This window comes from Microbulbifer hainanensis (assembly GCF_014904735.1).
Classification (GTDB): Bacteria; Pseudomonadota; Gammaproteobacteria; order Pseudomonadales; family Cellvibrionaceae; genus Microbulbifer; species Microbulbifer hainanensis.
This window is the reverse complement of record NZ_JACZCR010000026.1, coordinates 119863-138199: the sequence shown is the minus strand read 5'-3', so window position 1 is coordinate 138199 and position 18337 is coordinate 119863. Positions and strand designations below refer to the sequence as shown.

Here is an 18337-nt window from a genome sequence, read left to right as displayed (position 1 = left end):
GGCAATGGTATAAATTCGGGTACTTGCTAAGCTGGATCGCACTTGTGCAGTGCCGCATACTGGCGCACCTGATTTTCAAGTTAGAAGGACAAGGCAGTAACGCCCATGCTGGAAAAACTGAGCAAACTTCTCGATGTCGAAGAACTGGACAGCAACCTGTTCCGTAGCCGCCACCACGTGGAAAATTACCGCAAGGTACTTTTTGGTGGTCAGGTACTGGGACAGGCGCTGATGGCTGCCACCCGCACCGTGGAAGGCCGCCTCCCGCACTCCCTGCACGCCTATTTTCTGCGGCCGGGCAGCAGCGAAATGCCGGTTATCTACGACGTGGATCCGATCCGCGACGGCGGCAGCTTTACCACCCGGCGCGTAGTGGCGAAGCAGAAGGGGCGCGCCATTTTCAATATGTCCGCGTCCTTCCAGATCCAGGAACCCGGCTTCGACCACCAGGCGGATATGCCCACCGGGGATATTCCCGACCCGGAGACACTCAAGAACACCCAGCAGCTGGCCCAGGAAGCCGGGCTCAACAGTCCGCAGCACGACCAGCGTCGCTACATGATCGACTTTCGCCCGGTGGATCCGCAGAGCTATTTCGGTGCCGAAGTGCGCGAACCCCACTGCATGTTCTGGTTGCGCGCCGAGGGCGAGCTGTCCGACGATCCGGTGGAACACCGCTGTGCGCTGTCCTACGCGTCCGATCTGGCCCTGCTCGGCACAAGCCTGCAGCCCCACCCGATCTCCCTGTTCGACCCGCACATGATGCCGGCCAGCCTGGATCACGCCATGTGGTTTCACCGGGATTTCCGCTTTGACGATTGGCTACTGTATGTCACCGACAGCCCGTCCGCGAGCGGCGCCCGGGGCTTCTGCCGCGGTCAGCTTTTCACCCGCGATGGCGTCCTGGTTGCGTCCACCGCCCAGGAGGGCCTCATCCGGCAAATTAAAAAGTAAATCAATGGTTTACAGCGGGGTTTTGGCTGTTATAATGCGCCCCGCTTCCACAGAGAAGCACTGCAGTCGGTGAGTAGCGCAGCCTGGTAGCGCACTTCCTTCGGGAGGAAGGGGTCGGAGGTTCGAATCCTCTCTCACCGACCATTTTCTAAATTTCCCGCTCCCCTCTCTTACCCTCACGAACTCCCCACTTGTATCCGGGTTTACGGCACCGTTAGTCTTGCACGCTGTCCAACTGTTTCAATCATGTGGATACGGCATTTCCTATGTTGCGATTGTTTTTTACCCTACTGGTCCTGGCGCTACCCCTAAGTGCATTTGCGGAGACGTACGATCTTCTCTATCGGGCTGGACTAGATCCTGATTCCGGCACCGCCCGGGTCGAAATACAACTCAGCGGCAAGGAATTACCGCACGAGCTGTCCCTCAACCTCAGCTCCGGTCGCTACGCTGACCTGAAAAGCGACAGCCCACTGGAGCAGGAAGGAGACAGGGTCATCTGGCACCCCAAAGGACCGGAATCCAAGCTCAGCTATCGCTTTACCATCGACGAAAAGAAAGGCAGCGGCCACTACGATTCCTACATTACCAAGGACTGGGCCATCCTGCGCACCGACAAACTGATCCCACCGATGTCCGTCGTCGCAGCCAAACACCTGCGTTCCCGCGCCGAGCTGGCACTCGATCTCCCACAGGACTGGTCTGCCAACCTCCCCTACGCGGAAGTCGGGAAGTACCGTTTCAAACTGGTCGACCAGGGCCGCCGCTTCATCCGCCCCAAGGGCTGGATGATTGCCGGCCGCATCGGCAGCCGCCAGGACGTGATCGACGGCATCAATACCACTGTGGCCGCCCCCCTGGGTGAGAATATCCACCGTCAGGACATCCTGGCCTTCCTTAGTTACAACCTGCCGGAACTCAAGAAAGTCTTTCCGCATTTCCCCCGCCGCCTGCTGGTGGTCACCGCCGGCAACCCCATGTGGCGCGGCGGCCTCTCCGGCACCCGCTCGCTGTTTATGCACGCGGACCGCCCCATGATCAGCGGCAACCGCACCAGCAGCATCGTCCACGAACTCGTCCACGTGGCCACCGGTATCCGCGGAGACAAGCAGAGCGATTGGATCGTCGAAGGCCTGGCGGAATACTACTCCCTGGAAATCCTGCGCCGCTCCGGCGCCATCAGCCAACGCCGCTTCGACGAGGCTATGGATGGACTCGCCAAATGGGGGCGCGAGGCGCCCAGCCTGCTGCGCAAACGCTCTTCCGGTCCGATCACCGCCCGCGCCGTCGGCGTCATGCGGGAAGTGGATCGAGAAATCCGCGCAGCTAGTGGCGGCAAGGCCAGTATCGACGATGTCGCTCGGGGTCTGGCAGCGGAGCGCGGTGAAGTCACCCTGAAAAAGTTCCGACAACTGGCTGAAAAAGCCGCAGGCGGACCAATCGAGGCCCTGCAGGTTGAGCGGCTGCGCACTCCGGAGAAGTGATCAGCGCACGCAAAAGACAGGCAAAAAAAAGCCCTGACGACGGGGGGGGGAGAGCGTCAGGGCCAAGACCATTAGGAGTGAAACTTGGAGGATTCATCCTTAACTACACAGCGGGCGAGTACCTAGCGGAGCGCCCTACCGGCATTACTAAACACGATTTGGGGGGAGGTTGTGCTAGCCAGTTAAAGAAAGTATTGAACAAGGGCGGGAAATTGCCACCGAATGCGGCCGGGAAATTTAGAACGATTGGGAATAGGCTGATTTCAATAAACACGAAAAGTTATTAAAAATTCCGGCCTTGTATCAAACCCCGACGCGCGCCACATTGCTGGCGCAAAACCCCTCCAGCATCCGATCGACAAAGTCCTCGCGAACAGCGCTTGACTAATCCGGCGCAGTCCCTAGAATAGCGCCTTCTTACACGCCCAGCAGCGCGTAAGTATAAGAAAATGCTGGGATTTTTGGAGCCAATCCGATAGAATCCGCGGCGTTTTCACTTCCGGTCTTTACGGAAGATAAGGCTAGGTGACAGAGAGATCATGCAGGGAACTGCAACTCCCCGTTTCCTGGTAGCAAGAGCCGGTGACATCGAACCGGCGAAGCGAAAGCTTTGAATTTGATGTTAAGGCTAGGTGGCAGAGTGGTCATGCAGCGGACTGCAACTCCGTGTACGCCGGTTCGATTCCGACCCTAGCCTCCATTCTTTTTTCGGTACGCTCCCGTTGCCGAATCCCCTGAAGCCCGAGTGGTGGAATTGGTAGACACAAGGGATTTAAAATCCCTCGACCTTTGGGTCGTGCCGGTTCAAGTCCGGCCTCGGGCACCAGCACTTTGTAGACCAATTGCCTAAACTGCGCTCGCAGTGATCCCGCATCGCCCCCAATCGCTGTATATACAACTCATTCCTTTCTGCCCTCCCAAATGTGACTTTCAATAATTACAGCGAAAGAGCCGGCCTGACAGCCTACGCGCCGACTTCACTGCTCAATTGGCAGACTGTAATTTTTGCGCCCGGGAACTCAAAAGTTTTCAATCCGCTGGCAACATTCCGGACCAATAAAAAAGCCCGCATCCGCGGGCTTTCTTATTGGCGTATTGCTGAATCACATCTACCGATTCAGGAACTCCGTCTCGTTTCATCACTCATCAAGGTGGGCCAGGCGGCGCGCAGATACAAAATCATGGTCCACAGCGTCAGCGCTGCGGCAACGTACAGCAGCACATAACCGATACTCTCCATCACTGGGTATTCCCGTACATCAAACGCCAACAAAACGATGATCGCGGCCATCTGCGCAGTGGTTTTGATCTTGCCGATAAAAGAGACGGCGACGCTACTGCGCTTGCCAAGTTCCGCCATCCACTCACGCAGGGCAGAAACGGCGATTTCGCGACCGATAATGACTGCCGCGGCAATGGTGAACCAGGGATTCTTGTGTAGCCCCACTAGCAACACCAGCGCTGTGGCGACCATCAGCTTGTCCGCCACGGGATCGAGAAAGGCGCCGAAGGCAGTACTCTGGTTAAGCTTCCTGGCCAGGTAGCCATCCAGCCAGTCGGTCGCTGCGGCGGCGGCGAAGATCACCGCGGAGGCCAAATAGCTCCACTTATAGGGAAAATAAAACACCAGCACGAATACCGGTATCAGTGCAACGCGAAGCAGTGTCAGTTGATTGGCAAGAGTCATGCTGTTCCCTATCCTTTCGGTGCGCGTAACTTATCAAGCTGACCGGCAAAATGAAACGCCAGAAAGGCGATAGAAACGTTAAATTTTGTTGATCACAGGTCTGGATCCGGGGATTACTCTCCGGCTATTCGCCGTGCAGTGCGGAGTATATATCCTGTGCGAGCTTGCGGCTTACCCCCTCTACAGCAGACAGCTCCTCCGCTGTTGCACGGCGGATTTCCTGCAGCCCGCCGAAATGGCGCAGCAGCGCACGACGCCGCGCGGGCCCAACCCCCGGAATGCCCTCCAGAGGGGACTCGCGCCGCTTCTTGTCACGGCGCTGGCGATGGCCAGTGATTGCAAACCGGTGCGCCTCGTCACGCACCTGCTGTATCAGGTGGAGGGCCGGCGAATCGGCGGCCAGCACCAGTTCTTTATCACTGGCCACCACGTGCAACACCTCGAACCCGGCCTTGCGGGTAGTGCCCTTGGCAACGCCAATGATCTGCACCCCGACGACGCCGAGCTCATTGAGACATTCCACGGCCTGGCGCACCTGCCCCTTTCCGCCGTCGATCAAGAGGATATTGGGAAACTTGCCCTCCCCGCTCGACAGGCGCGTATAGCGGCGCTTGAGGGCCTGGGCCATAGCCGCATAGTCGTCGCCCGCCTGGATATTCTCAATATTGAAACGGCGATAGTCAGACTTCACCGGTCCGCCGGTATCGAATACCACACACGAAGCGACGGTCGCCTCGCCACTGGAATGACTGATATCAAAACACTCGAGCCGCTCCGGCAACTGTTCCAACTGCAGGGTTTCCTGCAACACCTCAAAGCGGTCCTGGAGTTTCTGCTGCGCCGCAGTACGGCTGCCGAGGTTCTGCTCTGCCGCCTGCTGAGCCATTGCTACCCAGGTCGCCCTGTTGCCGCGCAGGCGGTGGACAATGGCCACGTCCCTGCCCCGCTGCTCACTCAATGCCTGCTGCAGGAGTTCAGCATCGTCGATGGGTTCAGCTGTGAGGATCTCGCGCGGCACCTCACGCTCAGTTCCCAGGTAAAACTGCGGCACGAACGCAGACAGCAACCCTGCACTCGATAGCCCCAGGCGCTCGTCGGGAAAATAGCTGCGACTGCCCAGGATACGCCCCTGGCGGATAAACAGGATATGGACACAGCTGCTGCCGCCCACCGTCGCCACACCCAACACATCCACGTCGCCGCTGGAACGCTCCGCCACCTGGTCAGACTGCAGACGTCGCAACGCGGAAATCTGGTCGCGCAGCCGTGCCGCCTTCTCGAACTCGAGCTCGCGGGAGGCCTGATCCATTTCATCGGCCAGCTCCTGCACGATGCGGTCGCTCTTACCGGTCAGAAACATCTCCGCATGGCGGACGTCCTGGCGGTAGTCGTCCTCACTGATAAAGTCGACACAGGGTGCCGTACAGCGCTGGATCTGGTACTGCAGGCAGGGTCGCGAACGATTGCGAAAAACGCTGTCCTCGCAGGAGCGAATCCGGAAAGTCTTTTGCAGAAAGTTCAGGCTGTCACGCACTGAAGAGGCATTGGGGAATGGCCCGAAGTACTGGCCCTTTTTGCGCTTGGTGCCGCGATGCAGGGCGATGCGCGGGAAGCTGTCTTTACTGGAAAGGAATATATAGGGATAGCCCTTGTCATCCTTGAGCATGACATTGTAGGGCGGCCGCTGGGATTTGATCAGGCTCTGTTCCAGTACCAGGGCCTCGGTCTCACTGCGAGCTACCGTGACCTCGATACTGTTGATGCGCTGTACCAGCGCCATGGTTTTTGTCGTCAGCCCGGACGCGCGGAAATAACTGGAAAGGCGATTGCGGAGGTTCTTGGCCTTACCCACATACAGAATACGACCCTCCGCATCGAACATCTGGTAGACGCCGGGCTTGCGGGTAACCGTTTGCAGGAAGCGCTTGCTGTCGAAGGTTTGCGCCGTAGTGGTGGCGTTACTGTCTGCCATGGAGTTCGCCACCGACTACTAAACCAACTGCGATCAATCCCCGAGCGCGGCGAACGGAAATCAGACCGCGGCTTCAGGGTCCAATAGCTGGTATTTCACTGCGAGAAGCGTGAGCTCCACATCGCTGTGAATATCCAGCTTTTCAAATATTCGGTAGCGGTAACTGTTGACCGTTTTCGGGCTCACCGACAGGTTATCGGCGATTTCCGCCACCTTACAGCCATGAACAATCTTTTCCGCAATTTGCAGTTCCCGCTCGGAGAGGTCATCAAATGGCGAGGCTTTTTCAGCCTTACCATTGACGTTGCGCAGCGCCATTTTGGTAGCGATGCTACTGCTGATGTAGACGTCACCGGAAACCACGGCATGAATAGCCTTGATCATCTCTTCCAGGTCGGCACCCTTTGTCAGGTATCCGAGTGCGCCCGCGCGCATCAGACGCTCAGGGAAGTGATCGTCATCGATTGAACTGACGGCAATAACTTTGGCCTGGGGACAGCGGGACAGAAGCTTGCGAGTGGCCTCAAGGCCACCCATGCCGGGCATTTTCACATCCATCAGGATGACATCAACTTCCGACTGGCGCACGAAAGCGAGCGCCTCTTCGCCGCTGTTTGCCTCACCCACTACCTGTATGCCACCGACGTCACCCAGCATGCGCGAAATACCCATGCGCACCAAGTCGTGATCGTCCACCACTAAGACTTTTATCAAATTAGCCCCAACTACGGATCTTGGAGTAGCTGCGTCACGTGACAATCCACATCACGCGCAAGCAGTTCTTGTTATTGCCCAGCGAGGTCCTCTTTACCTCACGATAATCCATCCACAGAGCCTTTTTGCAACATACCAGACAATGCGGTCACTGCAAAGCTGGACAGCGCGCAGTGGGTCTGCCGGATTGGCATAAGAAACTCTTTTTTAGATATGAATGGTACGAAAGGTCAGGCTTACCCGTTCCTCGAGCTGGCGGGCACTCTTCGCCACACCGTGCAGCCAGTGATGCTGCACCACCCCCGACGTCAGCAAAAGAGAACCGGCGGGCAAATCCAGTGCTACGCGCCCCGCCCCATCCCGTCGCCTAAAGGCAAGTCGCCGCTGCTGTCCGAGACTGACCGTCGCCACCACAGGCCAGGGGCCCAGCTCGCGTTCGTTGTCGGCATGCCAGCCCATGCTGTCGGAGCCGCCACGATAGTGGTTGACCAGAACGCTATTGAAATCAAAGCCCGCGGCCGCAAGGCGCTCACGCACGGCGGTCAGGGCGGGCGTCCAGGGGGCCGGTTGCTGCTCCAGGCCCGACCAGCGGTAGACGACTCCCGGATCCCCGACAAAAGCGTGGCGCCGCGGAATCCGATGCTCCCGACCGAAGACGCGCACACTGGGCCGCTCCCAGGCCAGGCGGTTCAGGCAATCATCGACCAGTTGGCGCGCCTCGGTCTCGCTGAGCCAGTTGCGGATAAACAGTGCGCGTCCGGGAGCAAGGTCGGGCCACTCCGCATCCGGATAGGACTCCGCCAACACTGCGGTACGACTGGCGAATACCTGTTCGTTCACTGTCTCTACCTGGCGAGGTCGATGGTGGAAAGCTCAAGGCGGAAGGTTCGGAAGCGATGGCCGCTCAGGGGTAGTAGCGCGGCTCCGGCTCCAGCTCGACACCGAACTTGTCGCGGATGTCTGTTGCGATGTCGAAAGCCAGCCCCGTCACTTCGGCGCCGCTTCCGCGGCCCGGATTGACGAGAACCAGGGCCTGCCGGTCGTGCACGCCGACCGAATCCCGCCGGTAACCGCGCCAACCGGCTTGATCAATCAGCCAGCCCGCAGCCAGTTTCCAGCGTCCCTCGAACGGGAATGCCACCAGGTCGGGAAAGGCCGCTTTCAGCCGATGGTAGTCTTCGTCGCCCACCACCGGGTTTTTGAAAAAACTCCCCGCATTGGGAATCTGCGCGGGGTCCGGCAGCTTGCTGTTGCGAATGGCTGTGACCGCATGGGCGATCTCCACCGGAGTCAGAGGCCCTGCCCCCTCGTGATGCTCATCGAGGTAATGTTTGAGCGCCGGATACTCGGTATGGGCACTCCACTCTTCCGACAAATGCAGTCGCACCCGGGTGATAATGTACTGATCCCGGGCGCGTCCTTTGAAGACACTGTCGCGATAGCCGAACTGGCAATCGACGGCGGTAAATTCATGCAGTTCCCCGGTAGGAATATGTACTGCCTGCAGATCGTAAAAGGAGTCCCGCAGCTCGACGCCGTAGGCCCCAATATTCTGAATGGGCGCGGCGCCGATACGCCCCGGAATCAGCGCCAGGTTTTCCAGGCCGCCGAGCCCGCGCTCCACCGTATGCATGACCAGGCCGTGCCAGTTTTCCCCAGCGGCGGCCGAAACGCGTGTACCGCCGGCAACCTCTTCCAGCTCGAGACCACGCATATCCAGGTGGATGACGAGACCGGGGAAATTGCCGGTGAGCACAATATTACTGCCGCCGCCGAGCGGAAGAATCGGCAGCTTCCCCGCGCGGGCAAAATGGAGTGCCTCGCGCAGGTCCTCAAGCGTTTCCACCCGTGCAAAGTGTGCCGCGCAGGCGTCAATCGCGAGGGTGTTTAGCGGCTGTAAGTCGACATTGCTCTCTATCACGCCCGGTGGTTACCCCAGCAATTTACACATACGTAGCAGATCCTGTTCGGTGTCCACACCACCGGGTACGTCTTCCGCCGCATCTGCCACATGGATGTTTTCGTCGTGATACAGAAACCGCAGCTGCTCCAGGCATTCAAATTGCTCCAGTGGCGCCATCGGCCAGCCGACAAAGCGGCCCAGCAGTGCCACCCGGTAAGCATAGATTCCAATATGGCGGCGCGGCTCCAACCCCTCTGGCAGGCGACCGGTCTCTGCGGCGAAGGCATCCCGGGGCCAGGGTATTGGCGCGCGGGAAAAATACCGCGCGAGCCCCGACTCCGCCGCCACCACCTTGACGATATTCGGATTGAGGAAATCCTCCAGCGTTTGGATCGGTTCAGCGAGCGTTGCAACGCCTGCAGCCGGATTGGCAGCCAGGTTGCCCGCCACCTGATCGATCACCGCAGGCGGGATCAGGGGCTCGTCGCCCTGCACGTTAACCACAATGCGGTCTTCGCCGAGCCCCAGATTTGCCACGACTTCCTGCAGGCGATCAGTACCGGATGCGTGTTCGGCCGAAGTCATGCAGACCTCGCCACCGAAACTCCGTACCGCTTCCGCGACCCGCATATCGTCGGTTGCCACGATCACACGCTCGGCGCTGCTCTGCATTGCGCGCTCGTACACATGCTGCACCATCGGCTTGCCAGCGATATCGGCCAGCGGCTTGCCCGGCAGGCGGCTGGAAGCAAAACGGGCGGGAATGATCACGTCGAATGGAAGCGTTTTAGTCATGCTCGCGAAACTTCTGAATATGTTGATGAACTCTCTGGTAGAACAGGTCCGGCAGCTCCGCCCGAACTTCCAGTGCCCACCAGTGGCCCTGCCAGAAATCCCGGCACTTGACCGCATCTTTCATGGTCATGATCACCGGGGTCTCGCCGTCGAACTGCAGTTCCTGCAGGCTGAACTGGTGGTGGTCAGCGTAGGCTTGCTCCGTCACACGGTAGCCGAGACGGTGCAGCTCGCGGAAAAATCGCTGCGGATTGCCGATCGCCGCTACGCCGTGTACGGGCCCCGGCTCCGGGCCGGAGGTCAGTTTCACGGTGGAAGTCTGGTCGAGATTGAACTGGTGCCAGGCGGACGGCTCCAGGGTCATGGTGAAATCCAGCCACTCGCCGCACTGCTGCTTGACGGCCTCTTCCGGCTCGCCATTCGCAACCACCACATCGACTGTGCCCAGACGATCTGCCGGCTCCCGTAGCGGCCCGCGCGGTAACATCTTGCCGTTGCCGAGGCCGCGGTGACCATCGACCACGCAGATTTCCATGCTTCGCCACAGCTTGTAGTGCTGCAGGCCATCGTCGGAGAGGATGACGTCACACTGGTGGTAGTCGATCAGAGCCTGTGCCGCTTCGGTTCGATCCGGGGACACCATCACCGGCAGGCCAGTGATCAGGTGCAGCATCAGCGGTTCATCGCCAGATTCGAGCGGATGGGATTGGGCGGTAACCTGGTAGGGATACTCCCGGGCCCTGCCGCCGTATCCGCGACTGACGATACCGGGATTCATGCCGCGCTCGTGCAGCCAGCGCGCCAGTTCCGCCACTAACGGCGTTTTGCCGGCCCCACCCGCAGTAATATTGCCGACGACAATAACCGGTACCGCCAGCGGTTTCGGCGGGCTTTCGTGGCTCTTCGCACGCCGCCGGTTGCTGACAGCGCGAAACGCCGCCGACAATGGCGCTAGCAGCGGCAATGTACTGCGCCGGCCGGACTCCGGGTACCAGCGCTTGTTAAACCAGTCTTCCAATGACATGCGCGGCCTTAATCTGCGGTTTGCTGTTGTAACAGGGTCGCGTAGCGACCACCACTGGCCAGCAGCTCGGCGTGATTGCCGCTTTCGACAATCCGGCCCTGCTCCATCACCAGGATTCGGTCTGCGTTTTCAATCGTGCTCAGCCGATGGGCAATCACAAAGGTTGTGCGATTTTTCATAACCTCGGTGAGCGCGGCCTGAATATGGCGCTCGGATTCATTGTCCAGCGCGGATGTGGCCTCATCGAGAATCAGCAGCGGGGCATCTTTCAACAGCGCCCGGGCAATCGCCAGGCGCTGGCGCTGGCCGCCGGAAAGCATCTGCGCGTTGTCGCCAAGCACGGTATCCAGTCCCCGCGGCAATTCGTCGACAAAATCGGTAGCGTGGGCCAGCTCCACCGCGCGACGCACTTCTTCAGGCGAGGCCCCTTCCAGTTCGCCATAGGCAATGTTGTGATAGACGGTATCGTTAAACAAAACGATGTTCTGCGACACCATGCTGATCTCCTGGCGCAGGTCCGCCAGGGATACGCTGCCGATATCCACGCCGTCGAGCAGAATGCGACCACTGCTCGGCTCGTAGAAACGGGCGAGCAGGCTTACCAGTGTGCTCTTGCCGGATCCGGAAGCGCCGACCAGCGCCACCGTCTGCCCCGGCTCCACGGAAAAACTGATATCCGAAAGTACTGCCGGGGCGGCTTCGTCGTAGCGAAAACTCAACTGGTCGAAAGTCACCGCGCCGCGCACCGGCTCCGGCAACAGTGCCTTGCCCTCATCCGGTTCCTTGGGCGCATCGAATACCTCGAAAATACTTTCCGCCGCGGCAATGCCTTTCTGGATATCGGAAAAGACTTCGGACAGGCTGCGCACCGGTTTTGCCAGGGACGCAGCCGCACCGATATAGGCTGCAAAAACACCGGCCGTCATGGACTCGACCATACCGGGCGCCAGCGCGAGCCAGACGATGGTGGCCGTGGAAAGTCCCACGAGAATCTGGATAACGGAAACGCTGGCATTGTCCGCCACCACCAGTTTCATGAACTGCTGGCGATTTTTGTCGCTGGCGGATTCGAAACGCGCATTTTCGTATTTACGGCCGCCGTACAAGCGCACGACCTGGTAGCCATTGATGGCTTCCTGAGTCACGTGGGTGACATCGCCCATGGTGTTCTGGATACGGTGACTCAGTTTGCGGAAGCGCTTGCCTACGGTGCGCACGATCAGCGCAATCAGTGGTGCAAACAGGAAAAAGGTCAGCGTCAGCTTCCAGTTCACCAGTAACAGGTAAATAAGGAGGCCGATCGTGGTGAAGGATTCGCGGATCAGCACCTTGATCGCCTTGGTGATCGAGTTGGTGACCTGCTCCACATTGTAAGACACCTTCGAAATCAGGTAGGCGCCGGTGTAACGATCGAAATAGGCGCTGGGCAGTTCGCCGATTTTCTCAAATAGCTCGGTGCGCAGGCTGTGAATTACCGAACGCCCCACATAGGCGAGCCCGTAACTGCCGAGGAAATTGCCACAGGCACGCAGAACAATAATCAACAACATTGCCAGTGGGATCATCCAGCGCGCGGTATCCTGCGGCATCACGCCACCAGCAAAATGTCCCGCCACGATCTTGGCAAGGAATCCGCGGCTTTCCTGAATACCCGCTCCGACGGCATCGAGCAGCAGCTCGGTGACGGCAATCAGGCTGACGCCCATACTGGAAAACACCAGGAAGCCGACCACCGCCAGCGCGAAGATCGGCCAGTGCGGCAGTGCGTAGCTAAGGAGACGGCGGTAGGTTGTCGCCCCGTGTTGCGGTTTGCCTGGGGGCGTTGCGGCTCTATCCATACGATATCTTACAGCGCGCCGGGCAATCTGCAGCCCGGCTCCGGGCGTCGCGCCCCCCGTTCAGGGAGAAACCGCACACCCGATCGGTTAGTTTTCTTCCGGCTGCCGCGTGGTGATACTCAGGTGAACGAAACCCAGTTGCCCCGCGGCATCCATAGCGCGTACCACGGCCTGATGCTGGGCAGTGGCGTCGGCCGTTATGACCAGGGGGCGATTGTACTCGCCTGCGGATACTTCCGACAGCGCCGATTTCAGGGTAGTCAGTTTTTTGTTAATCAGCGCGCGACCGTCTACAGAGTAGGATCCGTCGGCATTAATCAGGATCTCGACGGTCTTCGGCTGCTCTTCTACCTGCGTACCTGCTGCTTCGGGCAGGTTCAGCTCAAGGTGACTCTCCTTGGTAAAGGTCGTCGACACCATAAAGAAGATCAGCAGCAGGAATACGACGTCAATCAACGGCGTCAGGTTGACCCCGTCCTGCTCTTTGGCTTGGCGGCGGAACTGCATCTCAGGGCCCTTCGATTCGACGATCGCTGTGCAGGGCGTCCACGAGCTTGACCGCTTCCTGCTCCATGGTGACAACGATGCTGTCCACGCGGCGCTGGAAGTAGCGGTGTGCCATCAGTGCGGGAATGGCCACAGTCAGGCCCGCTGCAGTAGTGATCAGCGCCTGGCTGATACCACCGGCCAGTACGCCGGCGTTACCGGTACCTTCGAGCATGATTGCGGTAAAGACCTGAATCATGCCAACCACGGTACCGAGCAGGCCGATCAGCGGGGCGATGGCGGAAATAGTCCCCAGGGCACCGAGAAAGCGCTCGAGTTCGTGGACCACCTGGCTCGCGGCCTCTTCGATACTGTCTTTCATGACGTCACGGCCGTGGCGCGAATTGGACAGGCCGGCGGCAAAGATACGCCCCAGAGGACTGGAATCGCGCAGTTCTTTGATTTTCTCGCCATCGAGCTGGTTATTCTTTAACCAACTCCAGACTTCCCCCAGTAGGGAGCGCGGCGCGATTCTGCGCGGGTTCAGAGTCCAGAGACGCTCGATACAAATGGCGATAACGGCGACGGAACAAAGCAGGATCGGCAGCATCAGCCAGCCGCCAGATTTTATTATTTCTAACACTCTTCTAGTCCCAGACTGCGGAAAATCGGCCTGTGACTCTACCACAGCTGGCGACGCGGGCTAAGACCCAGTACGACGTCTTTTTCATCCCTGTGACCGACACTACACAATTTCCCGATGACCCTGCGGGCAATAAAAAAGCCGCCGACAATGAATGCGGCGGCTCAACTCAAGCGCTAGCGCGGGCCTGTGGCGGCCCGCCCTTCCAACTTTAGTGCCCGGGGCGTTCCGGACGCGCAGGCTTCTCCGGACGTTCCGGTTTTTCGGGACGCTCCACTTTCTCGGGGCGCTCCGCACGCTCCATCTTCATCGGGTGTTCCGGACGGTCCATTTTGGCGACCTTCTCGGGCTTACCCATTGAGGCGTGATCCGGGCGCATAGACTTGCTGCCACGCTCTTCACTTTTCGCTGACGCCTTGTCCATCTTTTCCGGACGGTTGGAGTGGAGACCACTCATGACTTCACCGAGGTTGAAACCGAGTTCCTTGGCAATCTGCCCCCAGCCCATGCCCTGCTCCTGGCGCATGTACAGGATCTGGTTCAGGGACTCATCCGGGGTCATGCCGGTTTCACCTTCCAGCGCCTCGGCCGCAGAAGACATGGACAACTGCTCCGCCAGGGCCAGGGTGATGTATACGTTACCGTATCCCATACCCTTGCCGGCATCGCCGTCTTCTACACCGGCCTCTTCGACATCAGCCATTTCCTGCTCGGTTCCGGTTTCGTCACCGGCAGCCTGATCGGTTTCGGTCGTATCGGCCGTTTCGTCTACCGGCGGCTGGTAAGTGATGGTGCCGTCCCGCAGCCCATCGACGGTGGTCTGTGAAGTGGTCTCATCACCGAAAAAGTCGGTGAAGACACCGGCGATGTCTTTAGAAGGCATGCTGGATACCGACTCGACAGCCTGGGCGTCGGTCACATCAGTTTCGGGCGCATCGTCCGCCCAAGCAACGGAGCCCACGAGCAGCCCCGCCAGCACTGCTGGCAATACACGAGTCTTGAATGGCAGTTTCATCGCGTCTTTCTCCTGTTTTAATTTCTTAACCCACACCAGGGGATATATTCACGTTACCCGTTACACGCGCAGCCGACCCAAAAGGTTCCGGCAAGGCGCAAATGTTTACCGCCGGGTGGCGGCCGGCCGGGTCAAATTAGTTTGCAGGACGGTAACTCACCTGGAATCCAACCCCCTGATCCGGGCTGCCATCGGCGAGCCCCAGATAACCGTAGAGCATACCGCTCCACTGCTGGCTGAATTTGTGGTTCACATAGCCGAACAATTCCGTGGACGGATCATTGGTGTCCGTCGTTGCCTGCTGGTAATCCAGCGACATGCCGAGACTGTTCTGCTCATCCAGGCGATAGCCGCTGCCGACCGAGGTGTACCAGACATCCTTAATTTCCAGATCCGGCAGGTCACCCTTGAACTTGCGCGCCACGGTAATGAACGGCGAAAAATCACCGATCATCGTGAAGGCTTCCGCCTGCAGGGTGTAATCCGCCTGGCCGGTGCCAAGTCCCTTGTCTTCGTCAGCGGTCGGCACCTTGTACTTGGCCGACAGATCAAAAAACCAGCGATCCGCAACCGGCTCGAGACTGTAGGTACCGGTCAGCCACAAATCACCGAGTCCGGACTCCTTGACGGTTTGCGGCTCGGTAGTGGTAGTGCCGCCATTGCCCGCATTGCCACGGCCGTTACCATTGCCGTTGCCATTACCGACCACAATGCCCCCATCACCGCCGGGAATAACACCGCCCGGACCCTCGATCTGGGTCCACGGCATGGACGCCTTAAAGGTCCATTTATCCGACGGCGAATAACTGATCGTAAACGGACTGCTGACGATGTCAGTATCGGCACTATCACCGTAATCCCCACTGCTGATATCGGTACCCAGCGTATATTTCCACTCCTCGGCGCTCGATACCTGGCTGGCGACGCCACCCACGACCGACAGAATTACGCTGCAAAGTACTTTTTTATTCATCCACTCACCTGAATTTCTTAGTAATGATGAAGTTGTCATGATGGAATTTATTCGACCTTAGCACAGGCCATTTCCCGGTATGCGACCGGCAGCACAATAACTAGTTCCGGCCGGCGACAACTTCATGGAAGTTTGATCGCGTACGCACTTTTACTGTGACTGATCACTTTTTGAACATACCGGTAGACCGTTAGAATTGTGTTTCGACGGAAACCGCTAAGGCAAATCATTCGATGCGCGAATCCAGAAAGGACCGCTGTCCCGCGCAACATTTACCACTGGCGACAACTGTCCCGGGCGCCAGACAATTTTCACTGCGCCACTCGCAGCGGTGTTCAATAAATGTGCACCCGCTGCCCGGTAACGCGCCACGATCTCTGCGTGCGGATGGCCGAAGTGGTGGCGGAAGCCTGCACTGAAAACGACGTAATCCGGGTGCGCCCAACGCACAAACGCCGGCGACGATGAGCTTCTCGAGCCGTGATGTGGCGCAACCAGTAAATCGACTGGGGGCAGATCAGGATAAAGATGAACGATCTGGCGTTCCGCCGCCGCGGAAATATCGCCAGCCAGTAAAATGCGCACCCCGTGCCAGTTCAGCAGCGCCACACAACTGTCATCGTTCTCTGCGCCGGATACCGCCGCGGAACGCGGCCACAACCAGCGCACCTGCAGGGCTCCGTGATTCTCTACGCCACCGCCGATACAGCGCTCCGTTGGCCGCAGGAAGTCATGGCCATAGCGCGCTGCGAGCTCTCCCGGCGCCACGATGCGCTCCACATCCAGCAATGCCATCACTCCGTCGAGACCACCGGCATGATCGAGATCTGCGTGGCTGACGATAACGCTGTCCAGATCCCGGCTGCCCTCGCCGAGCAGATAGGGCGCGACCACCGCGCTGCCGGCACTCCACCCGGTCGCCGACCGCGGCCCGGTGTCATAGGCGAGCTGATACTCCGGCGTCCGCACCACAACCGCAAGCCCCTGGCCAACGTCCAGCGCGGTCACCTGCAATCCCGCCGGTTCCCCGGCGGGACGAATCCATGGCAGCAATACTGCGGCAAAAAACAGCCAGCCCAGCCCCCTGCCCGGCAATCCCCGCGGCATCAGCAACAACAGCGCGCTGCCGGCCGCACACAAGATGCCGGGAATAGCCAAGACCAATCCTTCTGACTGCCAGGCGATGTGCAGTGCCTGGGTTTTGGCCAGCATGTCCATCAGCAAATCGAGCTGCCAGCCAGCGAATGCCAGGCACGGGGGGCCGAGCGGCGTCGTCACCAACAAGGCACCGCACAGCAGCGACGGCAGTATCAGCAAGCCCACCCAGGGAATGGCAATAAGATTGACCAGCGCGCCGCCAGCACTGAAACCGGAAAAAAAGAATAATGACGGCAACAGCAGTGCCAGGAATATGGCCCACTGACTGCGCAGCAGGTCGGCACCGCGCGCACGCGCCCCTGCCAAAACCATCGATGCGGGCGAGTCAGCGCCAGCGCGTATGCGGACACGGTTCGTAAAACTGAGCAGGAGCGCGGCGACAGCAACGAAGGACAACCAGAAGCCGGCGCTGTAGAAGGCCAGCGGCTGCAGCGTCAGCACAATGGCCAGTGCCAGTGCAAAAGCAAAGCCGGGAGCCAGGCGCCACCGCCACGCAAATAGCAGCACACAAACCATCACCAGCGCCCGCTGTGCCGACAATGGAGCTCCGGCGAGAAGCGTATAGACAAAGCAGCCCGGCACAGCCAGGGCCGCGGGCAAATAGGTCGGCGAGCAGCCCCGCCAGATCCCCCACAGCCGCCCCAACACCCCACCGAGCAGCAGCAGGCAGCCGGCCACCAGCCCAACATGTAGACCGGAAATGGCCAAGAGATGGGCCGTGCCCGTCCGTTGCAGCAACTGCCGATCCGCACGCGACAATCCGCTGCGGTCTCCCAGCAGCAATGCACTCAGCAGTTCCGGTCGCCGGGGGTGTTGCGCCCACAGAGTGTCTTTCAGGTGCTGCCGCAGCGCCGCCAGTCCAGGTACCGCACCCAGATTCCGGGGAGGCAGGTCTCGCGGCCGGACATATCCCGTCGCGTAAATCCCGCGCCGCAATAGCCAGCCTTCGTAATCGAATCCATGGGGATTGACGCTGCCGCGGGGGCGCTTCAAACGCAGGGCCAACCGCCAGCGGCTGCCGCAGCGCAACTGCGCCTGAATATCGGCGGGCGCGCGGTACCAGGTCAGGTCCAGCAACTCCCCGGCGAAATCAAGCCCATCGCTCTCCGCGTCCTGCCCTGCAAGTACCTGCGCCGTGAAACGCAGGCTAGCCGAGGTACCCGTGGTCGCCGACCGACCTGGCTCCTCCCGCACCTGAGGCAGGGAAACCACTTCGACATCCAGTGTGAAATCCTGGCCATAGGCCGACATAGGCAGGCGCCGCTCCATCGCCTGATGGTTGTGCCATAGCCCCCAGTTAAATCCCACCACGGCAACCAGCACGGCGGGCAGGAGGCGCCGGCATCCCGGCGCCGCGAGGCAAACCAGGCATATGACAACTCCGGCGATTCCCACTGGCGGCAGTGGAGGCAGGTGTGGGAGGCTACCCGCGAGCACCACCGACAGGGCATAGATCCACAATAGGGGTAGGGGCAAACCCGGCGCGAAGCACACGCGGGCACCCTGCCCGGTGTCCGCATACAAATTCCCCGTCCCTTGCAGTGTGTCCATTGTGTGCCCTGCCCGACTGCTCCCGTGTCAGCTTCCGGCCCCACTCTAAAGCCGCAATTCGACCCCCGCCACCCCAAGGATCCAAGGGATACGACTGCCATTTCTGCCCAATTGAACAAATTTGCACCAAGCGGTCACAA

At 59.6% G+C, this 18337-nt stretch carries 15 protein-coding genes and 3 tRNA genes; 5 read left to right on the top strand and 13 right to left on the bottom strand.

Annotated features, from left to right (window positions below; all coding sequences use genetic code 11):
• Positions 1 to 105: 105 nt before the first annotated feature.
• From tesB to IG168_RS09495, 5 genes are all read left to right on the top strand, one after another.
• Complete coding sequence (gene tesB, locus IG168_RS09515) at positions 106 to 954, top strand: acyl-CoA thioesterase II (protein WP_193164152.1); 849 nt, start codon at positions 106 to 108, stop codon at positions 952 to 954.
• A 67-nt stretch (positions 955 to 1021) separates the two neighbouring features.
• Positions 1022 to 1098: transfer RNA gene (locus tag IG168_RS09510), tRNA-Pro, on the top strand.
• Positions 1099 to 1220: 122 nt separating this feature from the next.
• Complete coding sequence (locus IG168_RS09505) at positions 1221 to 2438, top strand: hypothetical protein (protein ID WP_226876741.1); 1218 nt, start codon at positions 1221 to 1223, stop codon at positions 2436 to 2438.
• Positions 2439 to 3064: 626 nt separating this feature from the next.
• A tRNA-Cys gene (locus IG168_RS09500) sits at positions 3065 to 3138 on the top strand.
• Between the two features lie 39 nt (positions 3139 to 3177).
• Positions 3178 to 3264 (top strand) — tRNA-Leu (locus IG168_RS09495).
• Between the two features lie 291 nt (positions 3265 to 3555).
• Here the strand turns inward: IG168_RS09495 and pgsA are convergent.
• The 13 genes from pgsA to IG168_RS09430 form a co-directional block, all read right to left on the bottom strand.
• Entirely contained in the window at positions 3556 to 4125 is a 570-nt protein-coding gene (gene pgsA, locus IG168_RS09490) for a CDP-diacylglycerol--glycerol-3-phosphate 3-phosphatidyltransferase (RefSeq protein WP_193164151.1), read from the bottom strand.
• A 124-nt stretch (positions 4126 to 4249) separates the two neighbouring features.
• The gene (gene uvrC / locus IG168_RS09485) at positions 4250 to 6097 is read right to left on the bottom strand and encodes an excinuclease ABC subunit UvrC (protein WP_193164150.1); all 1848 of its coding nucleotides are present in this window, start codon (positions 6095 to 6097) and stop codon (positions 4250 to 4252) included.
• Positions 6098 to 6157: 60 nt separating this feature from the next.
• Positions 6158 to 6811, bottom strand: coding sequence for a UvrY/SirA/GacA family response regulator transcription factor (uvrY, locus tag IG168_RS09480; RefSeq protein ID WP_193164149.1), 654 nt, complete (start codon positions 6809 to 6811; stop codon positions 6158 to 6160).
• Between the two features lie 207 nt (positions 6812 to 7018).
• Complete coding sequence (locus IG168_RS09475; RefSeq protein WP_193164148.1) at positions 7019 to 7651, bottom strand: alpha-ketoglutarate-dependent dioxygenase AlkB family protein; 633 nt, start codon at positions 7649 to 7651, stop codon at positions 7019 to 7021.
• Between the two features lie 64 nt (positions 7652 to 7715).
• Entirely contained in the window at positions 7716 to 8732 is a 1017-nt protein-coding gene (murB, locus tag IG168_RS09470) for a UDP-N-acetylmuramate dehydrogenase (protein WP_193164147.1), read from the bottom strand.
• A 9-nt stretch (positions 8733 to 8741) separates the two neighbouring features.
• The gene (kdsB, locus tag IG168_RS09465) at positions 8742 to 9509 is read right to left on the bottom strand and encodes a 3-deoxy-manno-octulosonate cytidylyltransferase (RefSeq protein ID WP_193164146.1); all 768 of its coding nucleotides are present in this window, start codon (positions 9507 to 9509) and stop codon (positions 8742 to 8744) included.
• A complete protein-coding gene (lpxK, locus tag IG168_RS09460) occupies positions 9502 to 10533 on the bottom strand; it encodes a tetraacyldisaccharide 4'-kinase (RefSeq protein ID WP_193164145.1) in 1032 nt (343 codons plus the stop codon). Before lpxK ends, kdsB begins: the two co-directional genes overlap by 8 nt.
• Before the next feature lie 8 nt (positions 10534 to 10541).
• Positions 10542 to 12371 carry a lipid A export permease/ATP-binding protein MsbA gene (msbA, locus tag IG168_RS09455; protein WP_193164144.1) on the bottom strand — a complete coding sequence of 610 codons (1830 nt, stop codon included), beginning with the start codon at positions 12369 to 12371 and terminating at the stop codon, positions 10542 to 10544.
• Between the two features lie 87 nt (positions 12372 to 12458).
• Positions 12459 to 12878, bottom strand: a complete 420-nt coding sequence (locus IG168_RS09450; protein WP_193164143.1) for an ExbD/TolR family protein — start codon at positions 12876 to 12878, stop codon at positions 12459 to 12461.
• A gap of 1 nt (position 12879) precedes the next feature.
• Positions 12880 to 13500 (bottom strand): MotA/TolQ/ExbB proton channel family protein, encoded by a 621-nt coding sequence (locus IG168_RS09445; RefSeq protein ID WP_193164142.1) that lies wholly within the window; start codon positions 13498 to 13500, stop codon positions 12880 to 12882.
• Positions 13501 to 13711: 211 nt separating this feature from the next.
• Positions 13712 to 14515 carry a hypothetical protein gene (locus IG168_RS09440; RefSeq protein ID WP_193164141.1) on the bottom strand — a complete coding sequence of 268 codons (804 nt, stop codon included), beginning with the start codon at positions 14513 to 14515 and terminating at the stop codon, positions 13712 to 13714.
• 136 nt (positions 14516 to 14651) lie between these two features.
• Entirely contained in the window at positions 14652 to 15488 is an 837-nt protein-coding gene (locus IG168_RS09435) for a hypothetical protein (protein ID WP_193164140.1), read from the bottom strand.
• A 216-nt stretch (positions 15489 to 15704) separates the two neighbouring features.
• Positions 15705 to 18197: a DNA internalization-related competence protein ComEC/Rec2 gene (locus tag IG168_RS09430; protein WP_193164139.1), complete on the bottom strand. Its 2493-nt coding sequence runs from the start codon at positions 18195 to 18197 to the stop codon at positions 15705 to 15707.
• Positions 18198 to 18337: the final 140 nt, after the last annotated feature.

Bases quoted from the DNA above. Each gene is read 5' to 3' on its own strand.
- msbA (WP_193164144.1), bottom strand. From the start codon at position 12,371: ATGGATAGAGCCGCAACGCCCCCAGGCAAACCGCAACACGGGGCGACA.
- IG168_RS09450 (WP_193164143.1), bottom strand. From the start codon at position 12,878: ATGCAGTTCCGCCGCCAAGCCAAAGAGCAGGACGGGGTCAACCTGACG.
- uvrC (WP_193164150.1), bottom strand. From the start codon at position 6,097: ATGGCAGACAGTAACGCCACCACTACGGCGCAAACCTTCGACAGCAAG.
- lpxK (WP_193164145.1), bottom strand. From the start codon at position 10,533: ATGTCATTGGAAGACTGGTTTAACAAGCGCTGGTACCCGGAGTCCGGC.
- pgsA (WP_193164151.1), bottom strand. From the start codon at position 4,125: ATGACTCTTGCCAATCAACTGACACTGCTTCGCGTTGCACTGATACCG.
- IG168_RS09435 (WP_193164140.1), bottom strand. From the start codon at position 15,488: ATGAATAAAAAAGTACTTTGCAGCGTAATTCTGTCGGTCGTGGGTGGC.
- IG168_RS09440 (WP_193164141.1), bottom strand. From the start codon at position 14,515: ATGAAACTGCCATTCAAGACTCGTGTATTGCCAGCAGTGCTGGCGGGG.
- IG168_RS09430 (WP_193164139.1), bottom strand. From the start codon at position 18,197: ATGGACACACTGCAAGGGACGGGGAATTTGTATGCGGACACCGGGCAG.
- kdsB (WP_193164146.1), bottom strand. From the start codon at position 9,509: ATGACTAAAACGCTTCCATTCGACGTGATCATTCCCGCCCGTTTTGCT.
- IG168_RS09505 (WP_226876741.1), top strand. From the start codon at position 1,221: ATGTTGCGATTGTTTTTTACCCTACTGGTCCTGGCGCTACCCCTAAGT.
- tesB (WP_193164152.1), top strand. From the start codon at position 106: ATGCTGGAAAAACTGAGCAAACTTCTCGATGTCGAAGAACTGGACAGC.